Origin of the sequence: Pseudotabrizicola sp. 4114 (assembly GCF_031457365.1) — a bacterium.
Classification (GTDB): domain Bacteria; phylum Pseudomonadota; class Alphaproteobacteria; order Rhodobacterales; family Rhodobacteraceae; genus Pseudotabrizicola.
In genome coordinates this window covers 532,531-558,082 of record NZ_JAVDWP010000003.1, presented here as the reverse complement: position 1 = coordinate 558,082, position 25,552 = coordinate 532,531, and the positions used below count along the sequence as shown (strand labels likewise).

The window sequence follows — 25,552 nt, the reverse complement described above, 5'->3', positions numbered from 1 at the left end:
TCGCCCCATACGAATACATCTGCAAGATCTGGACATCCGAGCCTGACAGATTCATCCTAAACCCGATCCATCAGATGCCGGGACTAAACACCTAGGGTCTGTTGTTGCCCTGGATTGATGTCAGCTTCGGGCCAGAAATGCTGATTGCGGGGCGGCGGAATGCATGATGAAGAAGGTCCGCTGTCTGCGTCACCCGACCAATCCAAGGCGGCGCGCCGTGCGGCCGCTTATCGCCCATTGCGTAGGTCCGTCGGATGCTGCCAACCGGTGCCTAAAGGCAGGCAGGTCCCCGGAACTGACCAGGGGTCTCATTCATCCCCCAAGGGGCACCGTCAGAAATCGCAACCTGACCAAAGACGTTCTCGCGGTGCCAGCGCAGATTTTCGGGATGGGGCATGTGATGTGGGTTGGCGGGGCGCAGCACCTTGCCGCCGGGTCGGAGTAACCGGCCAACCACATCGCCTGGCACCTTATTGTGCGACACAAGGATTGTCTCGCAATCTTCTGCGACCGAAACAAGTCCGCGATCAAACATCCAGTGCAGCGTTCCTGACAATGCCAATCCGTTGCGCACAGAGTCGCTGCCATTGCGTTCCACCGGGCGAATGTGGGCGGCTTGCACCTCTGGCCGACCGCCGCCGTTGTGCAGACGCAGGCCAGACATGGCGCAGCGGAAATCATAGGCTTCGCGCACCTGGCGACTGAAGGCGACATCGCGATACTTCCGACGCGTCAACCGCTCAAGAATGGGCCTATGGAAAAGCTCTGCGCCGTCGTCAATCTGTTGCAATGCTGGGTCGTAGCGGGTCGCCTCGATCTGCTCGAGGTTCTCGGGTAGCCCCAGATTGACGATTCGAGCGAAGTCTGACTCTGGCATGCGGCGCACAGCAGATTGAACGATGCCGCCTGAAAGCGGAACGCCGGTTGCATCCGCGAGCGCGGATTCAACCGGCCAGCCATTCTGCAGACGCGACACGGCGCGATCAAAAGCGAGGTAACTGCCCGGTGTGATCAAAGCGAGGTGACGGCCTTGGAACCGGGGTGATCGATGATCCGATCAATCTGCGCCACCGCGAAATAGCCGCGTCGGCCAGCCTTGACCGGTTCGTAATAAACGATCCAGTCACCGACAGCTTCGCTCATGGCTTTCAGATAGGCTTTTGGCTGCCCGCCCTTGAGCGAGGTGAGCGTGATCCGGGCACCGGCATCTTTGAACACATAATAGGGTGCCGCGAATTCTTCGAGCCAAAAGCCTGTTTTCTTGCCGGTGTTGCCCAGTTGATCATGCGAATTCAGAACCATCAGAATATGCATGTGTTTGATTTTCTTTAAAAACCAGTCTTGGCACCAAAGATTGATGATGCCTCCACGGCTTCCAAGAGCGTGGGTTCCACCACTTTGCGCCTTTTCCCGCCATCGTTGATCTTTCCCCACGTCACCGACACCTCCAAGCGTAAGATGACATCTCTCACGTACACCTTTGCCTCGAGATAAATGACCCAAGACGGCTCTGATGATGTAGCCGCCGCCTGACGGCACAGGCAGGCGCGGTTCCACCATAGCTGGCGCAACGGCGACGGCCTTGGAGATGGTCGGCCTCGGCGACCAGGGACCGCTGGCCGAAGTCGCGGGCAAATGGGCCGAGCCTTGGCGGGATCGTCGGCAGAAACTGGTGTTCATCGGGGCGGGGATGAACGAGGCGGCGCAGCTGGATGCCGCCTCACTTCCCGCCCATGACTTCACCCACGCCGCTAAGCCGATCTGCCCGACTCCTTCCCGGATTGGTGCAGGCCCGGATTGGCGTCGGAAAGAGGCGGCTTGAGGACGGCTTTGATGTCGATGCGCAATATTGCACCCTCGTTGCAAGGGCCCACCAGCGGCGATCCGAGCCGCGCTACTTCAGAGCTTCATTGGAGGCCAGTTTTTGGTCTCGTCGCTCGGTGACGCGGTCTGGTCATGCAGCGCGGCTGCCACGTTGGTTTCGCAAGATGACTCCCCATCGGTCCCTGCGCAACAAAGCCGGCGAGGTCTGAACTTGCGCCTCTCGCAATCCCATCATCGAGCGAAAATGATTGACGTATGTCATTTATTCCTTTTGGGTTAACGACGGGAGGAGACAGGATGCGTAAGCCGACGTTGCAAGATGTCGCGCACGTTGCTGGCGTGAGCTATGCAACCGCTGATCGCGTGTTGAACATGCGAGGAGGTGTGGCGCAAAAATCCGTAGACCGCGTGCACGCAGCGATCCAGTCGCTCGGTTACGAGCGTGATCTTCATGCAGCCAATCTGTCCCGGCGGCGCATGTATCGGTTTTGTTTTGTGCTCCCAAAAGCGGACCATAGTTTCTTTCATGCCTTGCGCGATGCAGTGGCCCGCGAGCAGATGTTGCGGCAGAGCGACCGCATCATCATCACTGTCATCGAAGTGCCTGCCTTCGACCCGGATTCTTTGGCCGAGGCGCTGGAAAGCAAAAACATCATCTGCGATTGCCTGGCGGTCGTCGCTATCGAAGCACCACGTGTCACCACCGCCATTGCTGCGGTGCGCAACCGGGGGATCGCTGTCATCACTTTGGTCAGTGATGCAGCACCTGAAATGCGTGCAGCCTATGTTGGCATAGATAACGTGATTGCCGGTCGCACCGCAGGTCGCTTGCTGCGGATCGCAAATGCTACCTGCCAGGGTGTAATTTTGCCGGTCCTCGGGTCGATGAATGCCCGCGATCACCGCGAGCGTCTTGAGGGGGCGAACGCGGTCCTGACGAGGGAAGAGCCTGCGATGCGGCTGCTGCCCGCCCTGTCAGTAGAAGACAGACCCGACCTGATGCGGGCACTGGCGGGCAAAGCCCTGTCCGAGAACCCTGATGTTACCGGTATCTACTCTATCGGTGCCGGCAATCGTGGTCTGCTGGACCTGTTGCAGGAAATGCCAACCCCCCGGCCTTTTGTCGTTCTGCACGAGCTGACACCCACATCCCGGTCCGGGCTGGAACTTGGATTGGTCGATGCGGTCATCGACCAGAAGCCAGCGCAGGAAATCACACTTGCAATCGACGTGATGAAAGCGATCGCAGATGGCCGCGACTGGCGCGACCCGGCGCGCGACATCACGCCGACGATATTTTTGAAAGACAATCTGCCGGTGGCCGAGATGGCGCTGGCGAAAGTGGCGGCAACGACATTTGAACGGATGGCGTAAGTCCAGAGATGACGATGCCGAAAGTGCGGGAGGAAAAACGATGAGAACGATCAAAGGCCCAGCCTTGTTCCTGGCCCAGTTCGCGGGCGATGACGCGCCCTTCAACTCCTGGGACAGCATCACGAAATGGGCCGCTGATTGCGGTTACAAAGGTGTGCAGGTGCCCTCATGGGATGCGCGGTTCATCGACCTGCGCCGCGCCGCCGAAAGTCGCGATTATTGTGACGAGGTCAAGGGCGTCGCAGCTGCCAACGGGATCGAGATCACCGAACTGTCCACCCATCTGCAGGGCCAGCTCGTTGCCGTGCATCCGGCTTATGATGAGGCGTATGACGGTTTCGCCGACCCGTCTGTGCGCGGCAATCCCAAGGCACGGCAGGCCTGGGCGGTGGAGCAGGTCAAACTGGCCATCACTGCATCACAAAACATGGGCATCAATGCCATGGCCAGCTTTTCCGGCGCTTTGGCCTGGCCATTCGTCTATCCTTGGCCGCAGCGCCCTGCCGGACTGGTCGAGACCGCGTTTGACGAACTCGCCGCGCGCTGGCTGCCGATCCTGAACCATGCCGAGGACTGCGGTGTCGATATCTGCTATGAAATCCACCCCGGCGAAGACCTGCATGACGGGATCAGTTTCGAGATGTTTCTGGACCGCGTGAGCAACCACCATCGCGCGAACATGCTGTATGATCCGTCGCATTACGTGCTGCAATGCCTTGATTATCTGGACAATATCGACATCTACAAGGACCGGATCAAGATGTTCCATGTCAAGGATGCCGAGTTCAACCCCACCGGGCGGCAGGGCGTCTATGGCGGCTTTCAGGGCTGGGTGAACCGTGCCGGCCGGTTCCGCAGCCTTGGCGACGGGCAGGTCAATTTTGGCGCGATCTTTGCAAAGATGGCCGCGAATGATTTCGACGGCTGGGCCGTGGTGGAATGGGAATGCGCGCTCAAACACCCCGAGGATGGCGCACGCGAGGGGGCGCAATTCGTCAAGGACCACATCATCCGCGTCACGGAACGCGCCTTTGACGACTTTGCCGATGGCGGCACCGATGACGCTGCGAACCGCCGCATGTTGGGGCTTTGAACCATGGATAAGATCAGACTTGGAATGGTCGGCGGCGGCAAGGATGCCTTTATCGGCGGGGTCCACCGGATTGCGGCGCGGATCGACGGGGAATTCGATCTGGTGGCAGGGGCTTTGTCCTCGACCCCGGAGAAATCGCGCGACAGCGGGCAGGCGCTGGGACTGGCCGCAGATCGCTGCTATGGCAGCTATGAAGACATGGCCGAGGCGGAAGCGAACCGTCCGGACGGCATTCAGGCCGTGGCCATCGTCACCCCCAACCACATGCATGCCGGTCCCGCCATGGCCTTCCTGAAACGTGGCATCCATGTGATCTGTGACAAGCCGCTGACGGCCACGATGGATCAGGCCGAAGAGCTGGCCAAGGCGGTCCATGACGCCAAGGCGCTGTTCATCCTGACGCACAATTACACCGGCTATCCGATGATCCGTCAGGCGCGCGCGATGATCGCGGCGGGGGATCTTGGGGACTTGCGCATCGTTCAGGTAGAATATCCGCAGGACTGGCTGACCGAAGCAGTCGAGCAAAGCGGCGGGAACAAACAGGCCGAATGGCGCACCGATCCCGAACGCTCCGGTGCGGGGGGATGCATCGGCGATATCGGCACCCATGCCCATAATCTGGCCTGTTTCGTATCGGGCCTGAAAGTTGAAAGCCTTGCCGCCGATCTGCAAAGTTTCGTTCCCGGTCGCAGGGTGGATGACAATGCGCATATGCTTCTGCGCTTCATCGGGGGTGCGCGCGGCATGCTGTGGTCAAGCCAGGTTGCCCCCGGCAATGAAAACGCGCTGCGGCTGCGGGTGTATGGCGAAAAGGGCGGGCTGGAATGGGCACAGGAAGACCCCAATTACCTGTGGTTCACGCCCTTTGGCCACCCCAAGCGCCTGCTGACACGCGGGGGCAGCGGTGCGCAGGACACGGCCAATGCCGTCACCCGCACGCCCGGCGGTCACCCCGAGGGCTATCTGGAGGGTTTCGCCAACATCTATGCCGGGGCCGCCTCGGCGATCCGCGCGGCACAGGCAGGGGAAAGCCCGGATCTGTCGCTGTTGCCCGGCATCGATGCGGGGATTGACGGCATGCGTTTCATCGCCGCTGCGATCAGGTCGTCGCAGGACAATGCCGCATGGGTCACGCTGTGACGACGCCCGCCCCTGCCCCCGTCCTTGCACTCTCCAGGGTCATCAAGAGCTTTGGCCCGATCGAGGTGTTGCACGGCGCGGACATCGCCCTGCATTCCGGCCGGGTCCATGCGCTGATCGGTGAAAATGGCGCAGGCAAGTCCACCATGATGAAAATCCTGACCGGCTATCAGCCACCCAGCAGCGGGCAGGTGCTGTTGCAGGGCCAGTCCGTGATGTTTGCCGATATGGGACAGGCAGAGGCGCAGGGGATTTCGCTGATCCATCAGGAATTCAACCTGGCCGAACAACTGACGGTCGAACAGAACATCTTCCTGGGGTCAGAGCTGCGGCGGGGCTGGCTGCTGGACAAAGCCGCCATGCGCGCCAAGTCGCGCGCTCTTTTGGCGCGGCTGCGCTGTGATGTAGACCCTGACCGGATCATTTCCACCCTGTCGAATTCCGACAAGCAGATGGTCGAGATCGCCAAGGCCCTGCTGCGCGATACCCGCGTGCTGATCATGGACGAACCGACCGCTGTGCTGACCCGCACCGAAACCGCCGTGCTGCTGGATCAGGTGCGGGCCCTGCGCGATGCCGGAACGGCGGTGCTGTTCACCTCGCACAAGCTCGACGAGGTGGTGGCGATTGCCGATGACCTGACGATCATGCGCGACGGATCGGTGGTCTGGTCCGGCCCGGCGCGCGACATGACCGAACATCAGATGGCCGAAGCGATGGTGGGGCGCGAGATCTCGACGCTTTACCCACCCAAGACCGGCGGGCGCGGTGCCGTCGCGCTGGAAGTGAAAGGTTTTTCCGTTCCCGGCTACGCGCAGGAAATCCGCTTCACCCTGCATAAAGGCGAGGTGCTGGGCATTGCCGGGTTGATCGGATCGGGCCGCACCGAAACCTTTGAAGCCCTGGCCGGGCTGCGCGACGGTCATGGCGATGTCCGGATCAACGGAAATGCCGTCACGATCCGCCACCCCTGGGAAGCGCTGGCCCAGGGGTTTGCCTATTTGACTGAGGATCGCAAGACCCGTGGGCTTTTGCTGAACAAAGGCCTGCGCGATAATCTGACCTTGCAGGCCCTGCACAAGTTTTCCAACTGGACGCTGGATGCGCGCGCGGAACAGGCAGCACTTGACCATGCCGTGTCCGAATTCGACATCCGTGGCAGCCGCGATGTGAACGTTGGCAGCCTGTCAGGTGGCAATCAGCAAAAGCTGCTGTTTGCCAAGACCATGCTGTCCGACCCCGAGATTCTGGTCATCGACGAACCGACGCGCGGCATCGACATCGGAACCAAGCAGCAGATGTATGAATTCATCCGCAAACTGGCCGCCGAAGGCCGGGCCATCGTCGTGATCTCGTCCGAGATGCAGGAAGTCATCGGCCTGTCGGACCGCGTGCTGGTGATGCGTCAGGGCCGGATCGCGGGCGAACTGGTCGGCGCAGAGGCCACCGAAGACGCCATAGTGCGGCTGGCCATGGGGGTCGGCCAAAGCGCCCCGCTGGAAGGAACCGTCTGAATGTCGATTGCTGCACCTGACACCCCCAAATTCCAGATGAGCGTGATCGGCCCCATTCTGGCACTCGTCATCCTGATCGTCATGGGGGCGCTGATGAACCCCAATTTCTTGAGCCCGGAGAATATCTCGAATGTGCTGTCGCGCTCGGCCTTCATCGGGATCATCGCCGTGGGCATGACCTTTGTCATCACCGCAGGGGGGCTTGACCTCTCTGTAGGCTCGATGGCGGCCTTTATCGCGGGGCTGATGATCCTGGTGATGAACAGCGCGCTGCCCGTGATGGGGGTCGGCATTCCCATCGTGCTGCTTGGCATGGCCGTGGCCCTCCTGGCGGGCATCCTCGGTGGTTTGCTCAATGGCCTGCTGATCACCAGGCTCGGGATCGAAGCCTTCATCGTCACGCTGGGGTCGATGGGCATCTACCGCAGCCTTGTGACATGGCTTGCAGACGGCGGCACACTCAGCCTCGATTTCACCCTGCGGACATTCTACCAGCCGGTCTATTACGGCGGCGTGTTCGGCATCACCTGGCCGATCATCGTCTTTGTCGTGGTGATCGTGCTGGGGGAAATCCTGATGCGCTCCACCGCTTTCGGCCGCCATTGTGCGGCCATCGGGTCCAATGATCAGGTCGCGCGCTATTCCTCGGTCCGTGTCGCGCAAGTGCGGCTGCTGACCTATGTGATGCTGGGTCTTTTGGTCGGTGTGGCGACAATCATGTATGTGCCCCGGCTTGGCTCCGCCTCATCCGCGACCGGGCTGTTGTGGGAGCTGGAAGCGATTGCCGCCGTTATCGTCGGCGGCACAGTGCTGAAAGGTGGGTTTGGCCGGGTCTGGGGAACTGTGATCGGCGTGCTGATCCTGACCCTGATCGGCAATATCCTGAACCTGACCGATCTGGTTTCGCCTTATCTGAATGGTGCAATTCAGGGGGCTATCATCATTCTTGCTGTCGTTCTGCAGCGAGGACGCAAACCGGGTCAGTGACCCGGTCAACAACTCTAGGGAGGAGTTACCTATGAAACGACTACTATCTGCCTTGGCAGTATCCACGGCTCTGGTCACACCTGCAATGGCGCAGGACACGCAGGTGATCGGTGTCTCGATTCCGGCGGCGACCCATGGCTGGGCGGGGGGCATGAACTATTTTGCCCAGTCCGCGATTGACCGACTGGAGGAAACCTATCCGCAGCTTGATTTCGTCCTTGCCACCGCATCGGACCCCGCGCGTCAGGTCAACGACATCGAAGACATGCTGGCCACACGCAACATCAGCGCGCTGGTGGTTTTGCCGTTCGAATCCGAGCCGCTGACCGCTCCGGTCCAGAATGTATCGAATGCAGGGGTCTGGGTCACTGTGGTTGACCGTGGCCTTTCGGTCGAAGGGATCGAGGATCTTTACGTCGCCGGTGACAATCCGGGCTTTGGCCGGGTGTCTGGCGAATACATGGTGTCAAAGATGCCCGATGGTGGTGACATCGTCGTGCTGCGCGGCATTCCGACGACCATCGACAACGAGCGTGTTGCCGGTTTCGAGGCAGCCATCGAAGGCTCTGGCATCAATGTGCTGGGGATGGAACACGGCAACTGGAACCGTGACACATCCTTTACCGTGATGCAGGATTTCCTGTCGCGTCACCCGGAGATCGACGCCGTCTGGGCATCCGACGACGACATGGCCATCGGTGTTCTCGCGGCAATCGAGGCGGCAGGCCGCAAAGATGTGCAATTTGTGCTTGGCGGTGCCGGGATGAAGGAAATGGTCCAGCGCGTGATGGACGGGGATACAATGATTCCGGCCAACGTCACCTATCCGCCGTCGATGATCGCCACCGCGATTGAAATGACGGCCCTCGGATTGGTGTCCCCGGCCCCGGTCTCAGGACAATTCATCATCGGATCGGTGTTGATCGATCAGGAAAACGCCGAACAGTTCTACTATCCTGACAGCCCGTTCTGATCTGATTGCCAGGCAATCCCATGGCCGGTTTGCCGGCCATGGGTATGGCCGGATCGAGGCCACAAGTGGCCTGCCACCTGCTTCGGGTTGGTGATTTCAACACCCCAACCCCAATCCTGACGCGCCGCACCTATATCGGCGAGCATCAGTTCAACAAGCGCTCCAAGACCAAGGAACTGAAACCCGTTGAGGACATCGTCACCGTCCCTGTGCCGCCGCTGATCGAGATCGAGACGTTCGAGGCCGTGCAGAAGCGGTTGAAAGCCAACAATCCCAAGGTGACGCCGCCCCGCGTCGTCAGCGGCCCGAACCTGCTGACGGGCATCTGCTATTGCGGCAATTGCGGTGGGGCCATGACCCTGCGCACCGGCAAGAGCGGCCGCTATCGCTATTACGCCTGCTCGATCCGCGCGCGGCAGGGCAAGACCGGCTGCAAGGGCCGGGCCATCCCCATGGACAAGCTCGACCGCATGGTGGTCAGCCATCTTGAGGACCGGCTGCTTGACCCCGAGCGGATCGAAGACATCCTCGCCTCGCTGCTGGACCGCCGGCAGGAGAGCACCCGGCGGCGCGGCCAGCACATCGCCGAACTGAATCAGCGTGCTGCCGAGGCCGATATGCGCCTCAAACGGCTCTACGATGCCATCGAATCCGGGTCTCTCGATCCGGCCGAATCCGCCCTTGGCGAGCGGATCGCCGGGCTGACCGCCGTGCGGGATCAGGCACGGGCCGATGCCTCACGGACCGAAGCGATGCTGGCAAGCACCGCACATCAGGGCCTGACGGGCGCGGCGGTGCGCGAACTGGCGCTGGAGGCACGCAGCCGGATGCGGCTTGGAACGGGCGGCTATCGGCGGGACCACGTCCGGGCCTTCGCGCAGCGTGTCGAAGTCGCGGACGACGCGATCCGCATCATGGGATCGAAAAGTGCCCTGCTGCGGACCCTGGTTGCTGCAAAAGGAGGCAAATCGGCGGGAACCGGCGTTCCCGGTTTTATACCGAAGTGGCGGAGTGGAAGGGATTCGAACCCTCGAGACGTTGCCGTCTGCACCCTTAGCAGGGGTGTGCCTTCGACCACTCGGCCACCACTCCGCTGACCCGTTTAAAGACGCAGGCGGGCGGGGGCAAGGGGCTAGAATGGAAATATTCTGCGATGGCTCACAACAAGTTTCAGCACTGGCGCACAATCGGTACCGACACGCCCCGCCCGCTCAGGGCTGCTCCATCGCGGCGCGCCATTCGGTCAGAAAGCGGTTGCGGGACACGGCATCCAGATTGGCGAGCAGGCCGGGGTCCAGCCGGATCGGGCGCAGATGGGGGTTGCGCTCAAACGCGGCCTCTTCGACTGCGGCCAGACCGTCGCCGCTGGCGATCAGCGCTTGCCCTTCGGCAGACAGCAGATAGCGCAGGAAGGCGGTCGCCGCCTCCGGCTCGGGGGAGATCCGGGGCACCAGAGCGGTGCGCAGCAGCGTCAGGGTGAAATCCTCCAGCTCGACCACGGTGATCCCGCCGCCGCCGCCCGCCAGCGCATAAAGCCCCAGCACATTGTACCCGACCAGCAGCCGGCCCGAGCGCACCTCTTCGATCATGTCGACCGAACAGCAGAACAGCCGTGCATTCAGACGCCCCATCACCTCGGCCAGCCGCCAGAACGTATCGGACAGCCGCGCATCCTGCGCCGCAAACAGATAGCCCGCGCCCGAGACGGCGGGATCATAGGTGCCGACCCGGCCGCGAAACCGGTCAGGGTTGTCGCGCAGCAGCGCGATCAGATCGCGCCGGGTGCGCGGCACCTCTTCCCCCGGGCGCAAGGCCTGATCTGACAAGATCAGCACCACCGGTTCCTGCGCAACCGACACCAGCAGGTCGCGCCACCGGGCCCAGACCGGCTGCGCCTCGATCAGGTCGGGCGGCAGCGGCAGGGCAAAGCCGTCATTGGCCAGCTTCATCTGCAGATCCATCGCGGAGGAGATCACCAGATCAAAGGCCGCGCCCTCATCGGCAATGGCGCGGTGCACCTCCTGACTGGAGGCCATCACATAGCGCAGGCCCAGACCGGGGGTCTGCGCCAGATAGCCCAGAATCACCGGCTCCAGAATTGCGGTATCGGTGGTGGAGAGCACTGACAGCACCTGCCGGGGGGCATCGGGGCCAAACATCCGCTCTGCCTCGGACTCGAAGGCTGACGCCTGCGTGGCACACAGGCTCAGACCAAGGGCAAACAGAATTCTGCGCATGCACCACCTCCCTCTCTGGCGCGCAGGCGGAAGGTGCCGCCCATCGCGCTGGCCGCTTGTTCGACAATGGTCAGGCCAAGGCCCGATCCGGTGACATCGCCAACGTTGTCACCACGCCGGAACCGGCGCAGCAGCCGCTCGGGCGCGGCCCCGCCCAGACCCCTGCCCCGGTCGGCGACGATCACCACCGCCATCGCGCCCGTCGCACGTGCCGTCACCTCGACCACCGAATCCGGCGGCGAGTACTTGATCGCGTTGTCGATGATATTGCGCAGGGCCGCCTCGATCAGCACGGCGTCGCCTTCGCAGGTCAGTACGCCCGGACTATCCAGCACCAGATCCATATCCTTCATCTCTGCCGCCGGGGCCAGCCGCAACGCCACCGCCCGCACCATCCCCGCCAGATCCAGCCGGGCCCAGTCGGCCTGATCGGCGCGGTAGAGCACGGTGGCATGATCCAGAAGCTGCCCGGCCGAGCGTGCCGCATCATCGGCCGAGCGGATCAGGCCGCGCAACCGCGCGCGGGTGCCCTCTTCCGTCGACTGGCGCAGCGCCAGTTCGGCCTCATTGCGCATCACGGCCAAAGGGGTGCGGATGTGATGCGCGGCCTCGGCAATAAAGGTCTCGGTCTGGCTCAGGGTGCCGCGCAGCCGCCCGATGAAACTGTTCAGCGCGGTCACAAAGGGGGCAAGCTCACGCGGGGCCGGATGGCGCACCGGGCGCAGATCGCGCGGGCCCCGCCGCCCCACCGCCTCGGCCAGTTGGTCAATCGGGCGGGTCAGGCTGCGCGCCACCAGCAGCGCCAGCGGAATCGCCGCCAGAAACACCGCCAGCCCCAGCGCCGCCGCCTGCCAGCCCAGCCGTGCCGCAATCGCCTCCTGTCCTTCGCGGGTCTGGCCCAGCAGCACCAGCACCGGCGTCGCCCTGCCCTCGACCCGCAATGACCGCGACACCGCCGCCACCCGGATGTCGGCATCCCGGAACGGCACGGTATAAAACACCGGGGCAAGCGCCCGTGGCAGGCGCGCCGGCAGCGGCAGATCGCTGTAGCCCGTCACGGTCAGCGTGCCGACATCCACCCGGTAAAAGATGCGCTCTTCGCCCATCGCGGCCAGCATCGAAAATGTGGCGGGCTGCATGTCGATCACCATGCCGCCCTCTTCGGCGCGCATCTCTTCGGCCAGACCCAGCGCAGCCGAGCCAAGCACGGCATCCAGCGTTGCCTGCGACGCGCGTTCGGCCCCGATCCGCACCGCCAGCGACAGCACCAGCGCCAGAACTGCGGCCAGTGCCAGCAACTGCCCCACCAACCGGCGCCGCAGCGAAAATCCCCCCGGCGCGATCATCGCTCAGCTGTCCGTCAGGCGGTAGCCAAGGCCCCGCACGGTTTCGATCCGCGCCTGACTGCCGGTCAGCTTTTTGCGCAAGCGTCCGACATAGACCTCGATCGCATTGTCGCTGACCGGCTCGGAGAACGAAAACAGCCGGTCGCACAGATGCTCTTTCGACAGGATGCGCCCGGGCGCGTTCAGGAACAGCTCCAGCAGCCGCACCTCGCGTGAGCGCAGATCGCGGCTCTCCCCGGCAAAGGCAACCGTGGCCGACAGCGGGTCAAAGCTCAGATCGGCATAGCGGCGCAGGGTCTGCACCAACCCGCCCTTGCGGCGCAGGACCGCCCGGCACCGCGCCTCCAGCTCGGCAAAGTCAAACGGCTTGGTGATGTAGTCATCCGCCCCGGTATCGAGCGCATCGACCCGGTCGCTGACCGCAGAGCGCGCCGTCATCACGATCACCGGGGTCTGGCGTTCCGCCCGGCGATGCCGCGCCAGAAAATCGCGCCCGTCACCATCGGGCAGCATGATATCCAGCAAGATCAGGTCATAGGTGGCCGCGCGCAGAAATTCCTCGGCCTCGGCCAGCGTACCGACCCGGTCCACGCCATGCCCCTCCAACCCCAGCCGTGCGGCAACGCTCGCGGCCAGTTCGGCATTGTCTTCGACCAGCAAGAACCGCACGCCGCCCCCCATTCCCGTTTTCATCCTGCACAGTTTTTTTGCGGATGACAGGTTCGTGTCAGCTTTCCAGCTTTGAGTGGTCGCCGCAAGACCCGTGAGTCGCGAGGAGAACGCGGGCTGCCTGACATCAAAAGTCTCGGGAGGACTTACATGCGAAATACCGTTTCGGCGCTGGCTTTCAGCGCAACCGCCCTCATGGGCCTGACCACCTCGGCCATGGCAACCGAATGCATTGCGCCCGCCAACCCCGGCGGCGGCTGGGATTTCACCTGCCGTCAGATCGCGAACATCATGCAGGAAACCGGCCTGTCGCCCAATCTGGTGCAGGTGACCAACATGGCTGGCGCCGGTGGCGGCATCGCCTATACCCATATCGTCAGCGAGCGCGATGACGACGCCGATGTGTTTGTCGCCGCCTCCTCGGCCACCACCACCCGTCTGGCCCAGAACGCCTTTGCCGGCATGACCGCCGATCAGGTCCGCTGGGTAGGCACCATTGCCGGGGATCCGGGTGTGATCGTCGTGGCCAAGGACAGCCCGTTCCAGACCCTGACCGACCTGATCGACGCGGTCAAAGCTGACGCGGCCAAAGTGCCGTTTGCCGGTGGTTCGGCTGTCGGCGGTTTTGACCATCTCAAGGTGTTGATGCTGCTGGACCGCGCCGGATACTCCGAGGCCCGCTCGGTGAAATACATCGGCCTGGACGGCGGCGCAGACGCGATCACCCAGACCGTTGGCGGCTTTGCGCAGGCCATGACCGGCGACATCTCTGAAATTCAGGGTTTCATCCGGTCGGGCGATGTGCGCGCTCTGGCGGTGCTGTCCGAAGAACGCGTGACCGGGTTCGAAGACATCCCGACTGCCAAGGAACAGGGCGTCGACATGGTCGCGATGAACTGGCGCGGCATCTATGTGCCCAAGGGCATCTCTGACGAAGACTTCGCCAAATGGGAAGACACCCTGCAAAAGGTTGCCGACTCCGAGCAGTGGAAAAAGGTCGTGGCCGACAACGGTCTGTCGCCCTACACCCTGATCGGGGCCGAGTTCGAGACTTTCGTCAATGAAAACATTGCCGAAGTGGTGGAGATCTCGAAAGCGATCGGGATCATCCAATGATCAGAGCGGACCGCATTTTTGGTGTGGTCATGGTGATCGTGACGCTGGGGTATATCCTCAGCGCCGCGAACATCCAGACCTCGTTCATGTCTGATCCGGTCGGCCCGCGCGTGTTCCCCTATATGGTCGCCGCTGTCGTGATGATCTGCGCGCTGATCATGATCCTGCGCCCCGACCCCGAGGTGGACTGGCCGCGTGGCGGGATGCTGCTGCAGATGCTGCTCGCTCTGGCGGTTCTGTTTGCCTATGCCATGCTGATCCAGCCGCTGGGCTTCATCATCCCGACCGTCATCGCCGCAGGTATCCTGTCCTGGCAGATCAGCCCGCGCCCCGTTCCGGCGGCGATCACCGGGCTTGGCCTTGGAATCGGGTTGTTCGTGCTGTTCAAATTCATCCTCGGGCTTGGGCTGCAAGGCCTTCCCCGCGCCCTGATGGGCTGACCAGAGGACCACATCACATGGATATTCTTGCCAATCTGGCGATGGGCTTCGGCATCGCCCTGTCGCCCTACACCCTTTTTCTGGCCCTGATCGGCTGTTTTGTCGGCACGATCATCGGTGCCCTGCCCGGGCTTGGCCCGTCAAACGGTGTGGCCCTGCTGATCCCGATTTCCTTTTCAATGGGGCTCGACGCCATCTCTGCGCTGGTCCTGCTGACCTCGGTCTATTACGGCGCGATGTATGGCGGCCGGATCAGTTCGATCCTGCTGAACATTCCGGGTGACGAACCGGCGATGATGACCACGCTCGACGGCTATCCGATGGCCAAGCAGGGCTTTGCTTCTGATGCGCTGGTGATTTCCGGCGTGGCCTCTTTTGTCGGCGCGTTTCTCGCCACCTTGGGTGTGATGTTCCTGTCGCCGCTGCTGGCGACGGTCGCTTTCAAATTCGGCCCTGCCGAATACTTTGCCCTCTACATGCTCGCCTTCTGTACCCTCGGCGGCATCGGGTCGAACAATCAGGCCAAGGCCGCCATGGCCGCCGCCATTGGCCTCGGCATCTCGATGATCGGTCTGGACCAGACCACCGGCATGGCGCGCTTTACCTTTGGTGAAATGCACCTGATGGATGGCATCGACTTCCTTGTCGCCATTGTCGGCCTGTTCGCCGTGGCCGAAGTGTTCCACTTCATCGAAACCCATGGCAAGGACAGCGCCATCGGCGTCAAGCTGGGCAAGATCACCGTGAACTGGGCCAAGCTCTGGGGCACCCGCTATGCCATGCTGCGCGGATCGGGCATCGGCTTTCTGGCCGGTATCCTGCCGGGGGCTGGCGCGTCGCTCGGCTCGTTCCTCGCCTATATGACCGAGAAATCCTCGGCCAAGGACAAATCCACCTTTGGCAAGGGCAATCCCAATGGCGTCGCCGCTCCCGAGGCGGGCAACAACGCTGCCGCCGGTGGCGCGCTGATCCCGATGCTGACGCTGGGCGTTCCCGGATCGGGCACCACCGCCGTGCTGCTGGCGCTGCTCCTGACGCTCAACATCACCCCCGGCCCGTTGCTGTTCACCGAACGGCCCGAGGTGGTGTGGTCGCTGATCGCCTCGTTGATGATCGCCAACATCATGCTTCTGGTGCTGAACGTGCCGATGGTAAAGGTGTTCGTGAAAATCCTGCAAGTCCCCAGCTGGGTGCTGCTGCCGGGTGTGACGATGATCGCCTTTGTCGGCATCTACTCGCTCACCGGATCCTCGTTCGACATGATGCTGATGGTGGCCTTTGGCGTGATGGGCTGGCTGTTCCGCAAGCTCGACATCCCGACCGTGCCGGTCATCCTTGGCATCCTGCTGGGCAATGCGATGGAAGACAACCTGCGCCGCGCCATGGTGCTGTCGGATGGCGACTGGACCTATCTGTTCTCGTCCCCCATCGCCATCGGGCTGTGGATCGCCGCCGTCGTCGGCTTTGTTGCGCCCATGTTCCTGCGCGGGGTCTTGAAGAAACCGCCACAGCCGTCCACAGACGGCGGGACCACTGATTAAGGATAAGCGCCATGCCCACCCGCGTTCTCGTGCCCTCGGGCGTCCTTGGCCTCGGCTTTGACCGGGCTGCACTGGCGCGCGGGGTGGCCATGCGCCCTGACATCATCGCAATCGACGGGGGGTCCACGGACAGTGGGCCCTTCAGCCTTGGCGCGGGCCAGTCGAAATACTCCCGCGCCGCCACAAAATCCGAATGGCGCGACCTGATGCTGGCCCGCGCGCAAGCCGGGGTGCCGCTGGTCATCGGCACCGCAGGCACCTGCGGCGCCGATGCCACGGTCGACTGGATGTTCGACATCACGGTCGAGATTGCGACGGAGCTGGGCCAAACCCTGCGCGTCGCCCGGCTGTATTCCAGCCAGACGGCCGATACCGTGACCACCGCTCTGGCACAGGGCCGGGTCACCCCGCTGACCCCTGCCCCCGAAATTTGGCCCGACAGCCTGGCGCAGATGACCAACATTGTGGCGCTTGCCGGGGCCGAGCAGATGCAGGCCGCCATCCAGACCGGGGCCGAGATCATCATCGCTGGCCGCACCACCGACACCGCCACCATTGCCGCCCTGCCGCTGTTGCGCGGCGACCATCCGGGGGCTGCGTGGCACGGCGCAAAGATCGCCGAATGTGGCGCGCTGTGTTCGACCAACCCCACCTCGGGCGTGATCGTGGTCGATTTCGACGAAACCGGCTTCACGGTCGAGGCGATGCACGAGACAGCACTGTGTACCCCGCATTCGGTCTCGGCCCATATGCTGTATGAAAACACCGATCCTTTCATCCTCTATGAACCCGGCGGGCATCTGGACGTGACACACGCCCGCTACACCGCGCTCGACGCCCGCCGCGTCCGGGTCGAGGGCTCCGAATGGGTGCCGGGCCGCTACACGGTAAAGCTGGAGGGCGCGCGGGTGGCGGGCTACCAGACCACCATCCTCGCCATTCTGCGCGGCGCGCATTACGCCGCCCACGCGCGGGAGTGGGTGGCCAAGCTGACCACCTTCCTGACCGACACCATCTCCCGCCGCATGGATATGGCCCCCGACAGTTACAGCATCGACTTCCGCCTGATCGGCGTGGACGGCGCCTTGGGGGCGCTGGAAAACCGGCAGGGACAACCGGTGGAGGTTGGCGTGCTGGGCATCGTCACCGCGCCGACCCAAGCCATCGCGGCCGAGATCGGCAAGCTGATCAACCCCTTCGTGCTGCACTATCCGCTGACCGAGGATGAGGAATTGCCGACCTTTGCCTTCCCCTATTCCCCCGCCACCACCGACCGCGGCGCGCTTTATGAATTCGCGCTCAACCACGTGATGGAGGTGTCAGACCCGATGCAGGCCTTCCGCCTCACGGTGACGGAGGTCGGCGCATGAAACCTCTTGGTCAACAGGTTCTGAAGGTCCGGTCCAAAAACGCAGGGCCGTTCTGGGTGACAATCGACATTTTCTGTGGCTCGCCCGAGGCTTATGCGGCGATCCTGTCCCGGCTGAACACGGCGGATGTGGCCCGCCTCTATGGCACGCCGGAACAATTGGTCAAACGTTTCGACATTGCCGATCTGTGGGTGGTCAAATTCTCGATCCCCCGCCCGGTGGTGCAAGGCGCGGCCGCAGACCGCGACATGCACGGTGCGCAATGGGCGCATCTGCTGGATGAGATGGTGCTGTGAGCTTTCTGACCAAGCCGCGCCTGCTGACCTTTGCCATCGCAGTCACAGGCGCCGCCTTGTTCCTGCTGCTGCACCTGCCGCTTGCTCTGCTGCTGGGGCCGATGGCCGCCTGCCTGATCGCAGCGCTTCTGGGCGTAAAGATGCAGGATGCCGGCGCGCTCGGCACCTTCATGCGTACCTTTCTGGGCGTGGCGGTCGGCTCTTCCATCACGCCCGAAACCATCGGCCATCTGCCCGATTTTGCGCTGTCGCTGCTGTTTGTGCCGTTGTTCATCGTGGTGATCGGCGCTGTCGGCTACCCGCTGTTCCGCTATGTCTTTGGCTTCAACCACCCGACCGCCTGGTATGCTGCCATGCCCGGCGGGTTGCAGGATATGCTGGTGTTTGGTGAAGAGGCCGGGGGCGACGTGCGCGCGCTGTCGCTGATCCACGCCACCCGGGTTCTGGTCATCGTGACCGCTGCGCCGCTGATCATGACGCTGTACTGGGGCATCGACCTGAGCGCACCCCCCGGCAAACCGGCCCTCGACTCCGACCCGGTCCAGATCGCGCTGATCCTGTTTGCAGCGTTTGCAGGGTGGAAGATCGCCGCACGGGTTGGCCTGTTCGGGGCCTCGATCCTTGGCCCGATGATCCTGACCGCGATGCTGTCGCTGACCGGCCTCATCACCACCCGCCCGCCGGCTGAAATCATCTGGGCGGCACAGTTCTTTATCGGCATCGCGGTCGGGGTGAAATACTCCGGCATCACCTGGAAGGAGCTGCGCATCGACGTGGGCGCAGGCGTGGTCTACGCCCTGATCCTCGCCGCGATTTCGCTGGCGTTTTTCGAGGTGATTTACCTCGCAGGCCTTGCGCCTGCGCTGGATGCCTTCCTCGCCTTTCTGCCCGGCGGACAGGCGGAAATGGTGGTGATCGCCATCATCGCCGGCGCCGATCTGGCCTATGTGGTCAGCCACCATCTGCTGCGCATCATCATCGTGATCCTGCTCGCGCCGATCGTGGCGCGGATTTTCCGCTGAACTGTGGCGACGCCCCCCCACCCCATCCCTCCCCACAAGGGGGAGGGGGCCGTCTGGTGCAAGCCGTGTCCTGCCCCGTCTGACCCGGGCACCGGGCCCGTGCCCGGATATCCGCCGATGGTCCTGCGCCATGGCTGGCCCTGAGCCTGGAAACCGGATAGACGACGGGCTTTGGATCAACCTTCCTGATCCACAGCAATCCCCCGACAGACCGGAGCCGACATGCGCCTGATGACCCTTGTTTCCCTTGGCCTTTCCCTGAGTGCCGGAGCGGCCCTTGCATCCGAACCGCTGGCGTTCGAGGGGCGTTGGGAGTGTGAGGTGGCGCAGTTCACCTTTACCGCTGACAACTACAACAACGGCACTGACGACATGCCGATCACTGATATCGCGGCGGATGGCAACGGCTATACCCTGTCGTTCGAGGATGACTATCAGTTGCACGTCTCGGTGAACGACGATGGCACGCTCTACTGGTTCTCGCCGGTCTCGGGCGACAGTTTTACCTGCACGCGGCTGTACTGAGGCCCCTTTCCTTTGCGCTATCCCGCCGCTAGGCAGGCCGTGGATTTCACAAACGGAGCTCCCCATGAACGACGACATCAAACGCATCGGCACCGGCGCGCGCATGAGCGAAGGCGTCTGCTACAACGGCATCATCTGGCTGGCCGGTCAGGTCGGCACCGCCGGTGAGCCGGTGGCCGATCAGACCCGCAGCTGTCTGGCCGAGGTCGACCGGATTCTGGCCGAAGCCGGCACCGACAAGACCCGGATCCTGTCAGCCCAGATCTGGCTGGCCGATATGGCGGATTTTGCCGAGATGAACGCCGTCTGGGATGCCTGGGTGCCACAGGGCCACACCCCGGCGCGGGCGACCGGTGAGGCCAAGCTGGCCGCCCCCGGTTATCTGGTCGAAGTGATCGTCACCGCCGCGCTGAACTGAACCCCCGGGGGCTTTGCGCCCCCGGACCCCCGCAGGATATTTAAGCCAAGATAAAGGGTTAAGACCGCGCCCAGGCGACGAGCTGTTGCGTGGACCCGTCCTTGCCCGTGGCGTCAGCCTTGCCTTCGAGCATCGGTTGCAGCGCCAGTGCCAGTTCCTTGCCCAGTTCCACCCCCCATTGGTCATAGGAATTGATCCCCAGAATCACGCCCTCGACAAAGACCCGGTGCTCATAGAGCGCGATGATCTGACCCAGCACAAATGGCGTCAGCTGGTCATAAGCGAGGGTGGTGCTGGGGCGGTTGCCGGGGAAGACGCGGTGGCGGGCCTGACGGTCAAGCTCGGCCCCGCTCAGCCCCTTGCGCGCCATGATCTCGGTGGCCTCAGGCAAGGACCGGCCGCGCAGCAGCGCCTCGGATTGTGCCAGACAATTCGCCACCAGCAGCAGGTGCTGATGCGCCAGATCCGGCTCATGACCGCGCTTTGCCACCAGAAATTCACACGGCACCACCCGGGTGCCCTGATGGATCAGTTGGTAAAACGCGTGCTGGCCGTTGGTGCCAGGCTCCCCCCAGACCACCGGGCCGGAGTGACAGGGCAGATCGGAGCCGTCCATCGCCACCCGCTTGCCGTTTGATTCCATCTCCAGCTGTTGCAGATAGGCGGGCAGACGGCTCAGCCGCTGATCATAGGGCAGCACGGCACGGGTGGTGTAGCCGCAGATCTGGTTGTGCCAGATCCCCACCAGCGCCAGCAGCACCGGCAGGTTTTCGGCAAAGGGGGCGGTGCGGAAATGCGCGTCCATCGCCGCCCCGCCGCGCAGGAATTCGGCAAAGCCATCCGGCCCCACCGCCAGCATCAGCGACAGCCCGATCGGACCCCACATCGAATAGCGCCCGCCGACCCAATCCTCGAACCCGAACACGCGCGCGCTGTCGATGCCAAAGGCGGCGGTTTTCTCGGCTGCGGTCGACACAGCGGCAAATTGCGCTGCCGGATCGGTGACCTTTTGCGCCATCCAGACCCGCACGGTTTCGGCATTGGTCATTGTCTCGATGGTGGTAAAGGTCTTTGACGCCACGATCACCAGCGTGGTTTCCGGGTTCAGACCCTGCAGAATATCCGCCGCATGGGCGCCATCGACGTTCGAGATGAAATGGCAGCGCGGCCCGTCATGAAACGGCGCCAGCGCCAGAACCGCCATGGCCGGGCCAAGGTCAGACCCGCCGATGCCGATGTTCACCACATCGGTGATCTTGCCGCCCTGCCCGGTGAACCGCCCCATCCGCACATCTGCGGCAAAGCCTTGCATGCGCGCATGGGTGTCGCGCAGCGCAAGGGTGACATCCGTGCCATCGACGACCAGCGGCGTGTCCATGTTGCGAAGTGCGGTGTGCAGCACGGCGCGGCCTTCGGTCTCGTTGATCTTTTCCCCGGCGAACATCGCGTCGCGCTTTTGCGCGACCCCGGCGGTTTCTGCCAGTTGCAGCAGCAGTGTGCGCCCACGGGCATCAATATTGGTCTTGGCAAAATCGAGCATCATGCCGTCGGCCTTGGCGGTAAACGCGGCGGCGCGGCTGCCATCGGCGAACAGATCAAGGATCGGGCGACCCTCAACCGCGGCGTGATGGTCTTTCAGGGCGTCCCAGGTCTGGTTCATGTCATTCGGTCCAATGAACGGTTGCAACATCCAGCACCGCGCGCACCGGCGCGTCACTGGGCGAAAGGCTTTGGGCGCGCTCCAGCGCGGCGCGCTTTTCCGGGCCCTTGATCAGGATATGGGTGTGAAACGCCGACCGCAGCGCCGGAAGCGACAGGGTGATGCGCGGCTCGCCCGCCGCCTCAGAGCGCAGCGCCATCAGCACCGGCGCATCGGCGGCAAGCGCCTGCTCCAGCAGGTCAGCGCCGGGGAACAGGCTGGCGGTGTGCATATCCGCCCCCATCCCCAGCAGCAGAACCGAAATCGGCAGATGCGGCTTCAGCCCTGCCGACAGCGCCTCCAGCATCTCTTCGGGCTGATCGGCGGGGGCATAGAGCGGCACCAGCTGCGCCTTGGCAGCCGGCCCGCGCAGCAGGCGTTCGCGCAACAGCCGGGTGTTGGAGCGCGGGCTGCTTTCCGGCACCCAACGTTCATCGTTCAAAAACACCGCCACATTCGGCCAGTCCAGATCGACCCCCGACAGCGTGTCAAACACCGGCCCCGGCGTGGTGCCGCCCGGCACGCACAGCGAGGCATGGCCATCGCGGCGCAGAAACGCGCCCAGCTCGCTGGCGATCTGCTTGGCCAGTGCCAGATACATCATCTCGGCATCAGGGTATGAAACGAAATCCATCAGCGTATCTCCCGCCAGCGTCGCCCGTCGCGGTGCATCAGCATCAACGCATCCTCCGGCCCGGAGGATCCAGCATCATAGCCTTGCGGTTTGGCGCCGGTGGCGTTCCAGCCTTCGATGATCGGATCGGTCCAGGCCCAGGCCGCCTCGACCTCGTCGCCGCGCATGAACAAGGTCTGGTTGCCGCGGATCACATCCATGATCAGCCGTTCATAGGCATCGGGGATATCCTCGGCCTCTTCACCAAGCACCCCGGCAAAGGACATGTCCAGCGGCACCTGCATCAGCCGCATGCCGCCCGGCCCCGGTTCCTTGATCATCACCATCAGGTTCATGCCCTCATCCGGCTGCAACCGGATCACCAGCACGTTTTCGCGCCAGCCTTTCGCGTCGTCAAAGATCGAATGCGGCGGCTCACGGAAGGTGATCGCGATCTCGCTCGCCCGCGCCCGAAGGCGTTTGCCGGTGCGCAGATAAAACGGAGTGCCCTTCCACCGCCAGTTCGAAACCGAGACTTTCAGCGCGATATAGCTTTCGGTGGTGCTGGCCGGGTCTTCGCAATGCTCCAGATAGCCACCCTGCCCGCCCCCGGCAAGATATTGACCGCGCACGATATCTTGCGGCTGTACCGGGTCCAGCGCACGGATGACTTTCAGCTTTTCATCGCGCACCGCGTCGGGGTCAAAGTGATAGGGCGGCTCCATCGCGATCAGGCACAACAGCTGCATCATATGGTTCTGCACCATATCGCGCGTCGCGCCCGACTTGTCGTAATAGGCGCCGCGCCCGTCGACGCTGACGGTTTCGGCCACCGTGATCTGAACGTGATCGACATATTCCGACTTCCACAACGGTTCGAACAGGATATTGGCAAAGCGCACCGCCATCAGGTTCTGCACCGTCTCTTTGCCCAGATAATGGTCGATCCGGTAGATCTGCGTCTCATGGAAATGCTGCGCCAGCGTGGCATTCAGCGCCCGCGCGGTTTTCAGATCGCGGCCAAACGGCTTTTCCACCACGATCCGGGCGGCATCATCGGCGACGCCATGGCTTTTGAGCCGGAGCGCAATGTCACCAAACAGCGCCGGCGCGACCGAGAAGTAGAACGCCCGCACCACCCCGTCGCGCATCATGTCTTTCAGCGCGTCCCAGCCGCCCTCCCCCTTGGCATCAATCGCGACATAATGCAGGCGCGACAGAAACTCGGTGATCATCGCCGCGTCGCGGCGGTCTTTTGGCACGAATTCGTCAATCGACTCGCGCACCAGCTTGCGGAAGTCTTCGTCGCTCAACTCACCGCGCGCGGCCCCGATGATCCGGCTGTCGCCGGTCATCTGTCCGGCCACAAAGCGCCGGTACAATCCGGGCAGGATCTTGCGCCGGGCAAGGTCGCCTGTGCCACCAAAAATCACGAGGTCGAACACTTCGACCGGGATGACTCGCGAAACCATGTGGAAATCCTCGCTCCTGCGCGTGCCGTTAGCGCTAACGCAGTCCTTTTACTCAAGCCGCTGTCCGAAGTCTAGCATCCGGTTGCGGCGGATCAAAGCGCTTCGGGCGCTCAGACCTCTTCCAGCGCTTCCCAGCGGACCCGGATCAGCCCCGGTTCGGCGGCAAGCCGATGCACCGCCTGTTCTACCACACCGTCCAGCAGCCCGTCGGCACTGACCGTGGCGGCAAGGTCCAGCCCGATCCCGTCTTCGGCGGCTTGCGCGGTGATGTCCGACAGATGCAGCCCGGCCACCGCCAATGTCCGCAGCATCAGGCTGCGCAAGTCGCCCTCCTGATCGGCCCGGCAGGTCAGCAGCACCCGATAGCTTTTGCCCAGCGGAATGCCCGCCTTGGTGCGCCGCTTGATCCATTTCACCAAAGGCCGCAGACCAAGGTTCACGAAAACCACCATGCCGGTCATCAGGACGGCATAGGGCCACTGCCCGGACCCCGCCATCATCCCGACCCCCGCCGAACACCACAGCGTCGCCGCTGTGTTCAGCCCATGCACATTGAACCCGTCCCGAAAAATGATTCCCGCGCCCAGAAAGCCGATCCCCGACACGATCTGCGCCGCCACCCGGGTCGGGCTGATTTCTGCCGGGTAAAGCGAGGAAAAAATCACAAAACTCGCCGCCCCCAACGCCACCAGCGCATTGGTCCGCAGCCCGGCCATCCGCTGCCGCACCTGCCGCTCTGATCCGATCAATGCGCCACAGGACAGGGCCACGAACATGTTCAGCGCAGCCATTTCAATTGGGGGAACCATCGCACTCTCCTGACGGGCAGACATCGAACCCTAGCCAAGCCAGACTGCAATGTGAAGGTTTTGTAAAATATTTATGACAAATCAGGCATCCAGCTCGGCATCCCAGTACAGGTAATCCATCCAGCTGTCGTGCAGATAATTCGGCGGAAAGCGGCGGCCATGGCTCTGCATTTCCTCGGCATTGGGGGCGCGTGGGGTGCGGTTCAGGTGCAGACCGGACTGGCGCAGGGTTTTAGACCCTTTGCGCAGGTTGCACGGGCTGCACGCCGCCACCACGTTTTCCCAACTGGTCACGCCGCCCCGCGCGCGCGGGATCACATGGTCAAAGGTCAGATCGCCCTTGGCCCCGCAATACTGGCAGCAGAACTCGTCCCTCAGAAAAAGATTAAAGCGCGTGAAGGCCACGCGCTTTTGGGGTTTCACATAATCTTTGAGGACAACGACCGAGGGTATCCGAAACTCGGCCCTCTGGCTTCGGACGACATGGTCGTATTCGGCCACGATCTGCACCCGGTCAAGGAACGCCGCCTTGATCGCCTCTTGCCAGGGCCAGAGGCTGAGCGGGTAATAGCTGAGCGGGCGGTAATCCGCGTTCAGCACCAGCGCCGGGTAATGCTTCAGCGACGCCGGGTCGCGCACAAACTGAGTTCTGAAATCGCCGTCCATCCGTCGAGTGACCCCACCCATCTCGGTTGCCATCAAGGCCTCGGCGCAGGGAACCCTGCCCCGATAGCCCGAACTATATCTGGCGGAACGCGGCTGGCAAGCCCCCTAGCCCAAGTAGAGCTGCCCCATGTCCCGGCGGGACAGGGATCGCACAACAAAGTGACAGTCCGGTGAAGCCCGGCCCAGAAAAGCTTAGCGCCCGATCCGGCGGGTCACAGCGGCGGCTTTCCGCGCACGCTTTGCCGCCTCGCGCGCCTGGGTCGAATGCCCGGCATCGACCGTCGTGGTCGGTGCCGCCGGTTTGCCGCGCTTTGACATCATCTGCGTGCCTTTGTTGATGCCCCAGTTCACGCCTTTGCGCATGAAAATCCGCATCACCATGTTGATGATCTGGTTGACGTTCAT

25 protein-coding genes, 1 tRNA gene and 2 pseudogenes are annotated in these 25,552 nt (G+C 63.0%); 16 read left to right on the top strand and 12 right to left on the bottom strand.

All coding sequences use genetic code 11. From position 1 onward, the window contains the following. Positions 1-271 precede the first annotated feature (271 nt). Together J2X53_RS10190 and J2X53_RS10185 are read right to left on the bottom strand one after the other, a co-directional pair. Positions 272-1,015, bottom strand: coding sequence for an HNH endonuclease (locus J2X53_RS10190; protein WP_349037362.1), 744 nt, complete (start codon positions 1,013-1,015; stop codon positions 272-274). A gap of 146 nt (positions 1,016-1,161) precedes the next feature. Beyond that, positions 1,162-1,314: pseudogene (locus J2X53_RS10185) on the bottom strand (type 1 glutamine amidotransferase domain-containing protein); the annotation flags it as partial. Positions 1,315-1,582: 268 nt separating this feature from the next. On the opposite strand from J2X53_RS10185, the gene J2X53_RS10180 reads away from it, so the two are divergent. From J2X53_RS10180 to J2X53_RS10145, 8 genes and pseudogenes are all read left to right on the top strand, one after another. Continuing rightward, positions 1,583-1,822, top strand: a complete 240-nt coding sequence (locus J2X53_RS10180) for a hypothetical protein (RefSeq protein WP_349037361.1) — start codon at positions 1,583-1,585, stop codon at positions 1,820-1,822. Positions 1,823-2,121: 299 nt separating this feature from the next. Then, on the top strand, positions 2,122-3,198 hold the full coding sequence (locus J2X53_RS10175) for a LacI family DNA-binding transcriptional regulator (RefSeq protein WP_349037360.1): 1,077 nt from the start codon (positions 2,122-2,124) through the stop codon (positions 3,196-3,198). A 40-nt stretch (positions 3,199-3,238) separates the two neighbouring features. Then, positions 3,239-4,291: a sugar phosphate isomerase/epimerase gene (locus J2X53_RS10170; protein ID WP_349037359.1), complete on the top strand. Its 1,053-nt coding sequence runs from the start codon at positions 3,239-3,241 to the stop codon at positions 4,289-4,291. Between the two features lie 3 nt (positions 4,292-4,294). Then, complete coding sequence (locus tag J2X53_RS10165) at positions 4,295-5,434, top strand: Gfo/Idh/MocA family oxidoreductase (protein WP_349037358.1); 1,140 nt, start codon at positions 4,295-4,297, stop codon at positions 5,432-5,434. Then, the gene (locus tag J2X53_RS10160; RefSeq protein ID WP_349037357.1) at positions 5,419-6,948 is read left to right on the top strand and encodes a sugar ABC transporter ATP-binding protein; all 1,530 of its coding nucleotides are present in this window, start codon (positions 5,419-5,421) and stop codon (positions 6,946-6,948) included. The genes J2X53_RS10165 and J2X53_RS10160 overlap by 16 nt, the downstream gene beginning before the upstream one ends. Further along, positions 6,949-7,935 (top strand): ABC transporter permease, encoded by a 987-nt coding sequence (locus J2X53_RS10155; RefSeq protein WP_349037356.1) that lies wholly within the window; start codon positions 6,949-6,951, stop codon positions 7,933-7,935. Between the two features lie 31 nt (positions 7,936-7,966). Beyond that, on the top strand, positions 7,967-8,908 hold the full coding sequence (locus tag J2X53_RS10150; protein ID WP_349037355.1) for an ABC transporter substrate-binding protein: 942 nt from the start codon (positions 7,967-7,969) through the stop codon (positions 8,906-8,908). Positions 8,909-8,928: 20 nt separating this feature from the next. Then, positions 8,929-9,336: pseudogene (locus J2X53_RS10145) on the top strand (recombinase zinc beta ribbon domain-containing protein); the annotation flags it as partial. Positions 9,337-9,912: 576 nt separating this feature from the next. Here the strand turns inward: J2X53_RS10145 and J2X53_RS10140 are convergent. From J2X53_RS10140 to J2X53_RS10125, 4 genes are all read right to left on the bottom strand, one after another. Beyond that, a tRNA-Ser gene (locus J2X53_RS10140) sits at positions 9,913-10,000 on the bottom strand. Positions 10,001-10,119: 119 nt separating this feature from the next. Next, a complete protein-coding gene (locus tag J2X53_RS10135; protein WP_349037354.1) occupies positions 10,120-11,145 on the bottom strand; it encodes an ABC transporter substrate-binding protein in 1,026 nt (341 codons plus the stop codon). Next, positions 11,115-12,491, bottom strand: coding sequence for a sensor histidine kinase (locus tag J2X53_RS10130; protein WP_349037353.1), 1,377 nt, complete (start codon positions 12,489-12,491; stop codon positions 11,115-11,117). Before J2X53_RS10130 ends, J2X53_RS10135 begins: the two co-directional genes overlap by 31 nt. A 3-nt stretch (positions 12,492-12,494) precedes the next feature. Continuing rightward, positions 12,495-13,160, bottom strand: a complete 666-nt coding sequence (locus J2X53_RS10125; protein WP_349037387.1) for a response regulator transcription factor — start codon at positions 13,158-13,160, stop codon at positions 12,495-12,497. Between the two features lie 150 nt (positions 13,161-13,310). Here J2X53_RS10125 and J2X53_RS10120 point away from each other — a divergent pair, with 150 nt between their 5' ends. The 8 genes from J2X53_RS10120 to J2X53_RS10085 all read left to right on the top strand — a co-directional run bounded on the left by J2X53_RS10120 (position 13,311) and on the right by J2X53_RS10085 (position 19,888). Continuing rightward, positions 13,311-14,276: a tripartite tricarboxylate transporter substrate-binding protein gene (locus J2X53_RS10120; RefSeq protein WP_349037352.1), complete on the top strand. Its 966-nt coding sequence runs from the start codon at positions 13,311-13,313 to the stop codon at positions 14,274-14,276. After that, entirely contained in the window at positions 14,273-14,716 is a 444-nt protein-coding gene (locus J2X53_RS10115) for a tripartite tricarboxylate transporter TctB family protein (protein ID WP_349037351.1), read from the top strand. The genes J2X53_RS10120 and J2X53_RS10115 overlap by 4 nt, the downstream gene beginning before the upstream one ends. A gap of 17 nt (positions 14,717-14,733) precedes the next feature. Further along, a complete protein-coding gene (locus J2X53_RS10110; RefSeq protein ID WP_349037350.1) occupies positions 14,734-16,257 on the top strand; it encodes a tripartite tricarboxylate transporter permease in 1,524 nt (507 codons plus the stop codon). A gap of 11 nt (positions 16,258-16,268) precedes the next feature. After that, positions 16,269-17,627, top strand: a complete 1,359-nt coding sequence (locus J2X53_RS10105; RefSeq protein ID WP_349037349.1) for an acyclic terpene utilization AtuA family protein — start codon at positions 16,269-16,271, stop codon at positions 17,625-17,627. Beyond that, a complete protein-coding gene (locus J2X53_RS10100) occupies positions 17,624-17,923 on the top strand; it encodes a DUF4387 family protein (RefSeq protein ID WP_349037348.1) in 300 nt (99 codons plus the stop codon). The genes J2X53_RS10105 and J2X53_RS10100 overlap by 4 nt, the downstream gene beginning before the upstream one ends. Continuing rightward, positions 17,920-18,945 (top strand): AbrB family transcriptional regulator, encoded by a 1,026-nt coding sequence (locus tag J2X53_RS10095; protein WP_349037347.1) that lies wholly within the window; start codon positions 17,920-17,922, stop codon positions 18,943-18,945. Before J2X53_RS10100 ends, J2X53_RS10095 begins: the two co-directional genes overlap by 4 nt. A 222-nt stretch (positions 18,946-19,167) precedes the next feature. Next, complete coding sequence (locus J2X53_RS10090) at positions 19,168-19,470, top strand: hypothetical protein (RefSeq protein ID WP_349037346.1); 303 nt, start codon at positions 19,168-19,170, stop codon at positions 19,468-19,470. A gap of 64 nt (positions 19,471-19,534) precedes the next feature. After that, positions 19,535-19,888 carry a RidA family protein gene (locus J2X53_RS10085; protein WP_349037345.1) on the top strand — a complete coding sequence of 118 codons (354 nt, stop codon included), beginning with the start codon at positions 19,535-19,537 and terminating at the stop codon, positions 19,886-19,888. Between the two features lie 58 nt (positions 19,889-19,946). Here J2X53_RS10085 and pgi read toward each other — a convergent pair whose 3' ends face one another. From pgi to J2X53_RS10055, 6 genes are all read right to left on the bottom strand, one after another. Next, positions 19,947-21,548, bottom strand: coding sequence for a glucose-6-phosphate isomerase (pgi, locus tag J2X53_RS10080; RefSeq protein ID WP_349037344.1), 1,602 nt, complete (start codon positions 21,546-21,548; stop codon positions 19,947-19,949). Position 21,549: 1 nt separating this feature from the next. Further along, the gene (pgl, locus tag J2X53_RS10075) at positions 21,550-22,221 is read right to left on the bottom strand and encodes a 6-phosphogluconolactonase (RefSeq protein ID WP_349037343.1); all 672 of its coding nucleotides are present in this window, start codon (positions 22,219-22,221) and stop codon (positions 21,550-21,552) included. Then, positions 22,221-23,672 carry a glucose-6-phosphate dehydrogenase gene (gene zwf, locus J2X53_RS10070; protein ID WP_349037342.1) on the bottom strand — a complete coding sequence of 484 codons (1,452 nt, stop codon included), beginning with the start codon at positions 23,670-23,672 and terminating at the stop codon, positions 22,221-22,223. Before zwf ends, pgl begins: the two co-directional genes overlap by 1 nt. A gap of 110 nt (positions 23,673-23,782) precedes the next feature. Next, entirely contained in the window at positions 23,783-24,481 is a 699-nt protein-coding gene (locus J2X53_RS10065) for an MgtC/SapB family protein (RefSeq protein ID WP_349037341.1), read from the bottom strand. 81 nt (positions 24,482-24,562) lie between these two features. Beyond that, a complete protein-coding gene (locus tag J2X53_RS10060; protein ID WP_349037386.1) occupies positions 24,563-25,147 on the bottom strand; it encodes an HNH endonuclease in 585 nt (194 codons plus the stop codon). Positions 25,148-25,339: 192 nt separating this feature from the next. Beyond that, on the bottom strand, positions 25,340-25,552 hold the full coding sequence (locus J2X53_RS10055) for a hypothetical protein (RefSeq protein WP_349037340.1): 213 nt from the start codon (positions 25,550-25,552) through the stop codon (positions 25,340-25,342).

What these genes read in the sequence shown, in the direction of transcription:
- J2X53_RS10175 (WP_349037360.1), top strand. Translation starts at nt 2,122, where the DNA reads ATGCGTAAGCCGACGTTGCAAGATGTCGCGCACGTTGCTGGCGTGAGC.
- J2X53_RS10170 (WP_349037359.1), top strand. Translation starts at nt 3,239, where the DNA reads ATGAGAACGATCAAAGGCCCAGCCTTGTTCCTGGCCCAGTTCGCGGGC.
- J2X53_RS10165 (WP_349037358.1), top strand. Translation starts at nt 4,295, where the DNA reads ATGGATAAGATCAGACTTGGAATGGTCGGCGGCGGCAAGGATGCCTTT.
- J2X53_RS10160 (WP_349037357.1), top strand. Translation starts at nt 5,419, where the DNA reads ATGGGTCACGCTGTGACGACGCCCGCCCCTGCCCCCGTCCTTGCACTC.
- J2X53_RS10155 (WP_349037356.1), top strand. Translation starts at nt 6,949, where the DNA reads ATGTCGATTGCTGCACCTGACACCCCCAAATTCCAGATGAGCGTGATC.
- J2X53_RS10150 (WP_349037355.1), top strand. Translation starts at nt 7,967, where the DNA reads ATGAAACGACTACTATCTGCCTTGGCAGTATCCACGGCTCTGGTCACA.
- J2X53_RS10135 (WP_349037354.1), bottom strand. Translation starts at nt 11,145, where the DNA reads ATGCGCAGAATTCTGTTTGCCCTTGGTCTGAGCCTGTGTGCCACGCAG.
- J2X53_RS10130 (WP_349037353.1), bottom strand. Translation starts at nt 12,491, where the DNA reads ATGATCGCGCCGGGGGGATTTTCGCTGCGGCGCCGGTTGGTGGGGCAG.
- J2X53_RS10120 (WP_349037352.1), top strand. Translation starts at nt 13,311, where the DNA reads ATGCGAAATACCGTTTCGGCGCTGGCTTTCAGCGCAACCGCCCTCATG.
- J2X53_RS10115 (WP_349037351.1), top strand. Translation starts at nt 14,273, where the DNA reads ATGATCAGAGCGGACCGCATTTTTGGTGTGGTCATGGTGATCGTGACG.
- J2X53_RS10110 (WP_349037350.1), top strand. Translation starts at nt 14,734, where the DNA reads ATGGATATTCTTGCCAATCTGGCGATGGGCTTCGGCATCGCCCTGTCG.
- J2X53_RS10105 (WP_349037349.1), top strand. Translation starts at nt 16,269, where the DNA reads ATGCCCACCCGCGTTCTCGTGCCCTCGGGCGTCCTTGGCCTCGGCTTT.
- J2X53_RS10100 (WP_349037348.1), top strand. Translation starts at nt 17,624, where the DNA reads ATGAAACCTCTTGGTCAACAGGTTCTGAAGGTCCGGTCCAAAAACGCA.
- J2X53_RS10090 (WP_349037346.1), top strand. Translation starts at nt 19,168, where the DNA reads ATGCGCCTGATGACCCTTGTTTCCCTTGGCCTTTCCCTGAGTGCCGGA.
- J2X53_RS10085 (WP_349037345.1), top strand. Translation starts at nt 19,535, where the DNA reads ATGAACGACGACATCAAACGCATCGGCACCGGCGCGCGCATGAGCGAA.
- pgi (WP_349037344.1), bottom strand. Translation starts at nt 21,548, where the DNA reads ATGAACCAGACCTGGGACGCCCTGAAAGACCATCACGCCGCGGTTGAG.
- pgl (WP_349037343.1), bottom strand. Translation starts at nt 22,221, where the DNA reads ATGGATTTCGTTTCATACCCTGATGCCGAGATGATGTATCTGGCACTG.
- zwf (WP_349037342.1), bottom strand. Translation starts at nt 23,672, where the DNA reads ATGGTTTCGCGAGTCATCCCGGTCGAAGTGTTCGACCTCGTGATTTTT.
- J2X53_RS10065 (WP_349037341.1), bottom strand. Translation starts at nt 24,481, where the DNA reads ATGGTTCCCCCAATTGAAATGGCTGCGCTGAACATGTTCGTGGCCCTG.
- J2X53_RS10060 (WP_349037386.1), bottom strand. Translation starts at nt 25,147, where the DNA reads ATGGACGGCGATTTCAGAACTCAGTTTGTGCGCGACCCGGCGTCGCTG.
- J2X53_RS10055 (WP_349037340.1), bottom strand. Translation starts at nt 25,552, where the DNA reads ATGAACGTCAACCAGATCATCAACATGGTGATGCGGATTTTCATGCGC.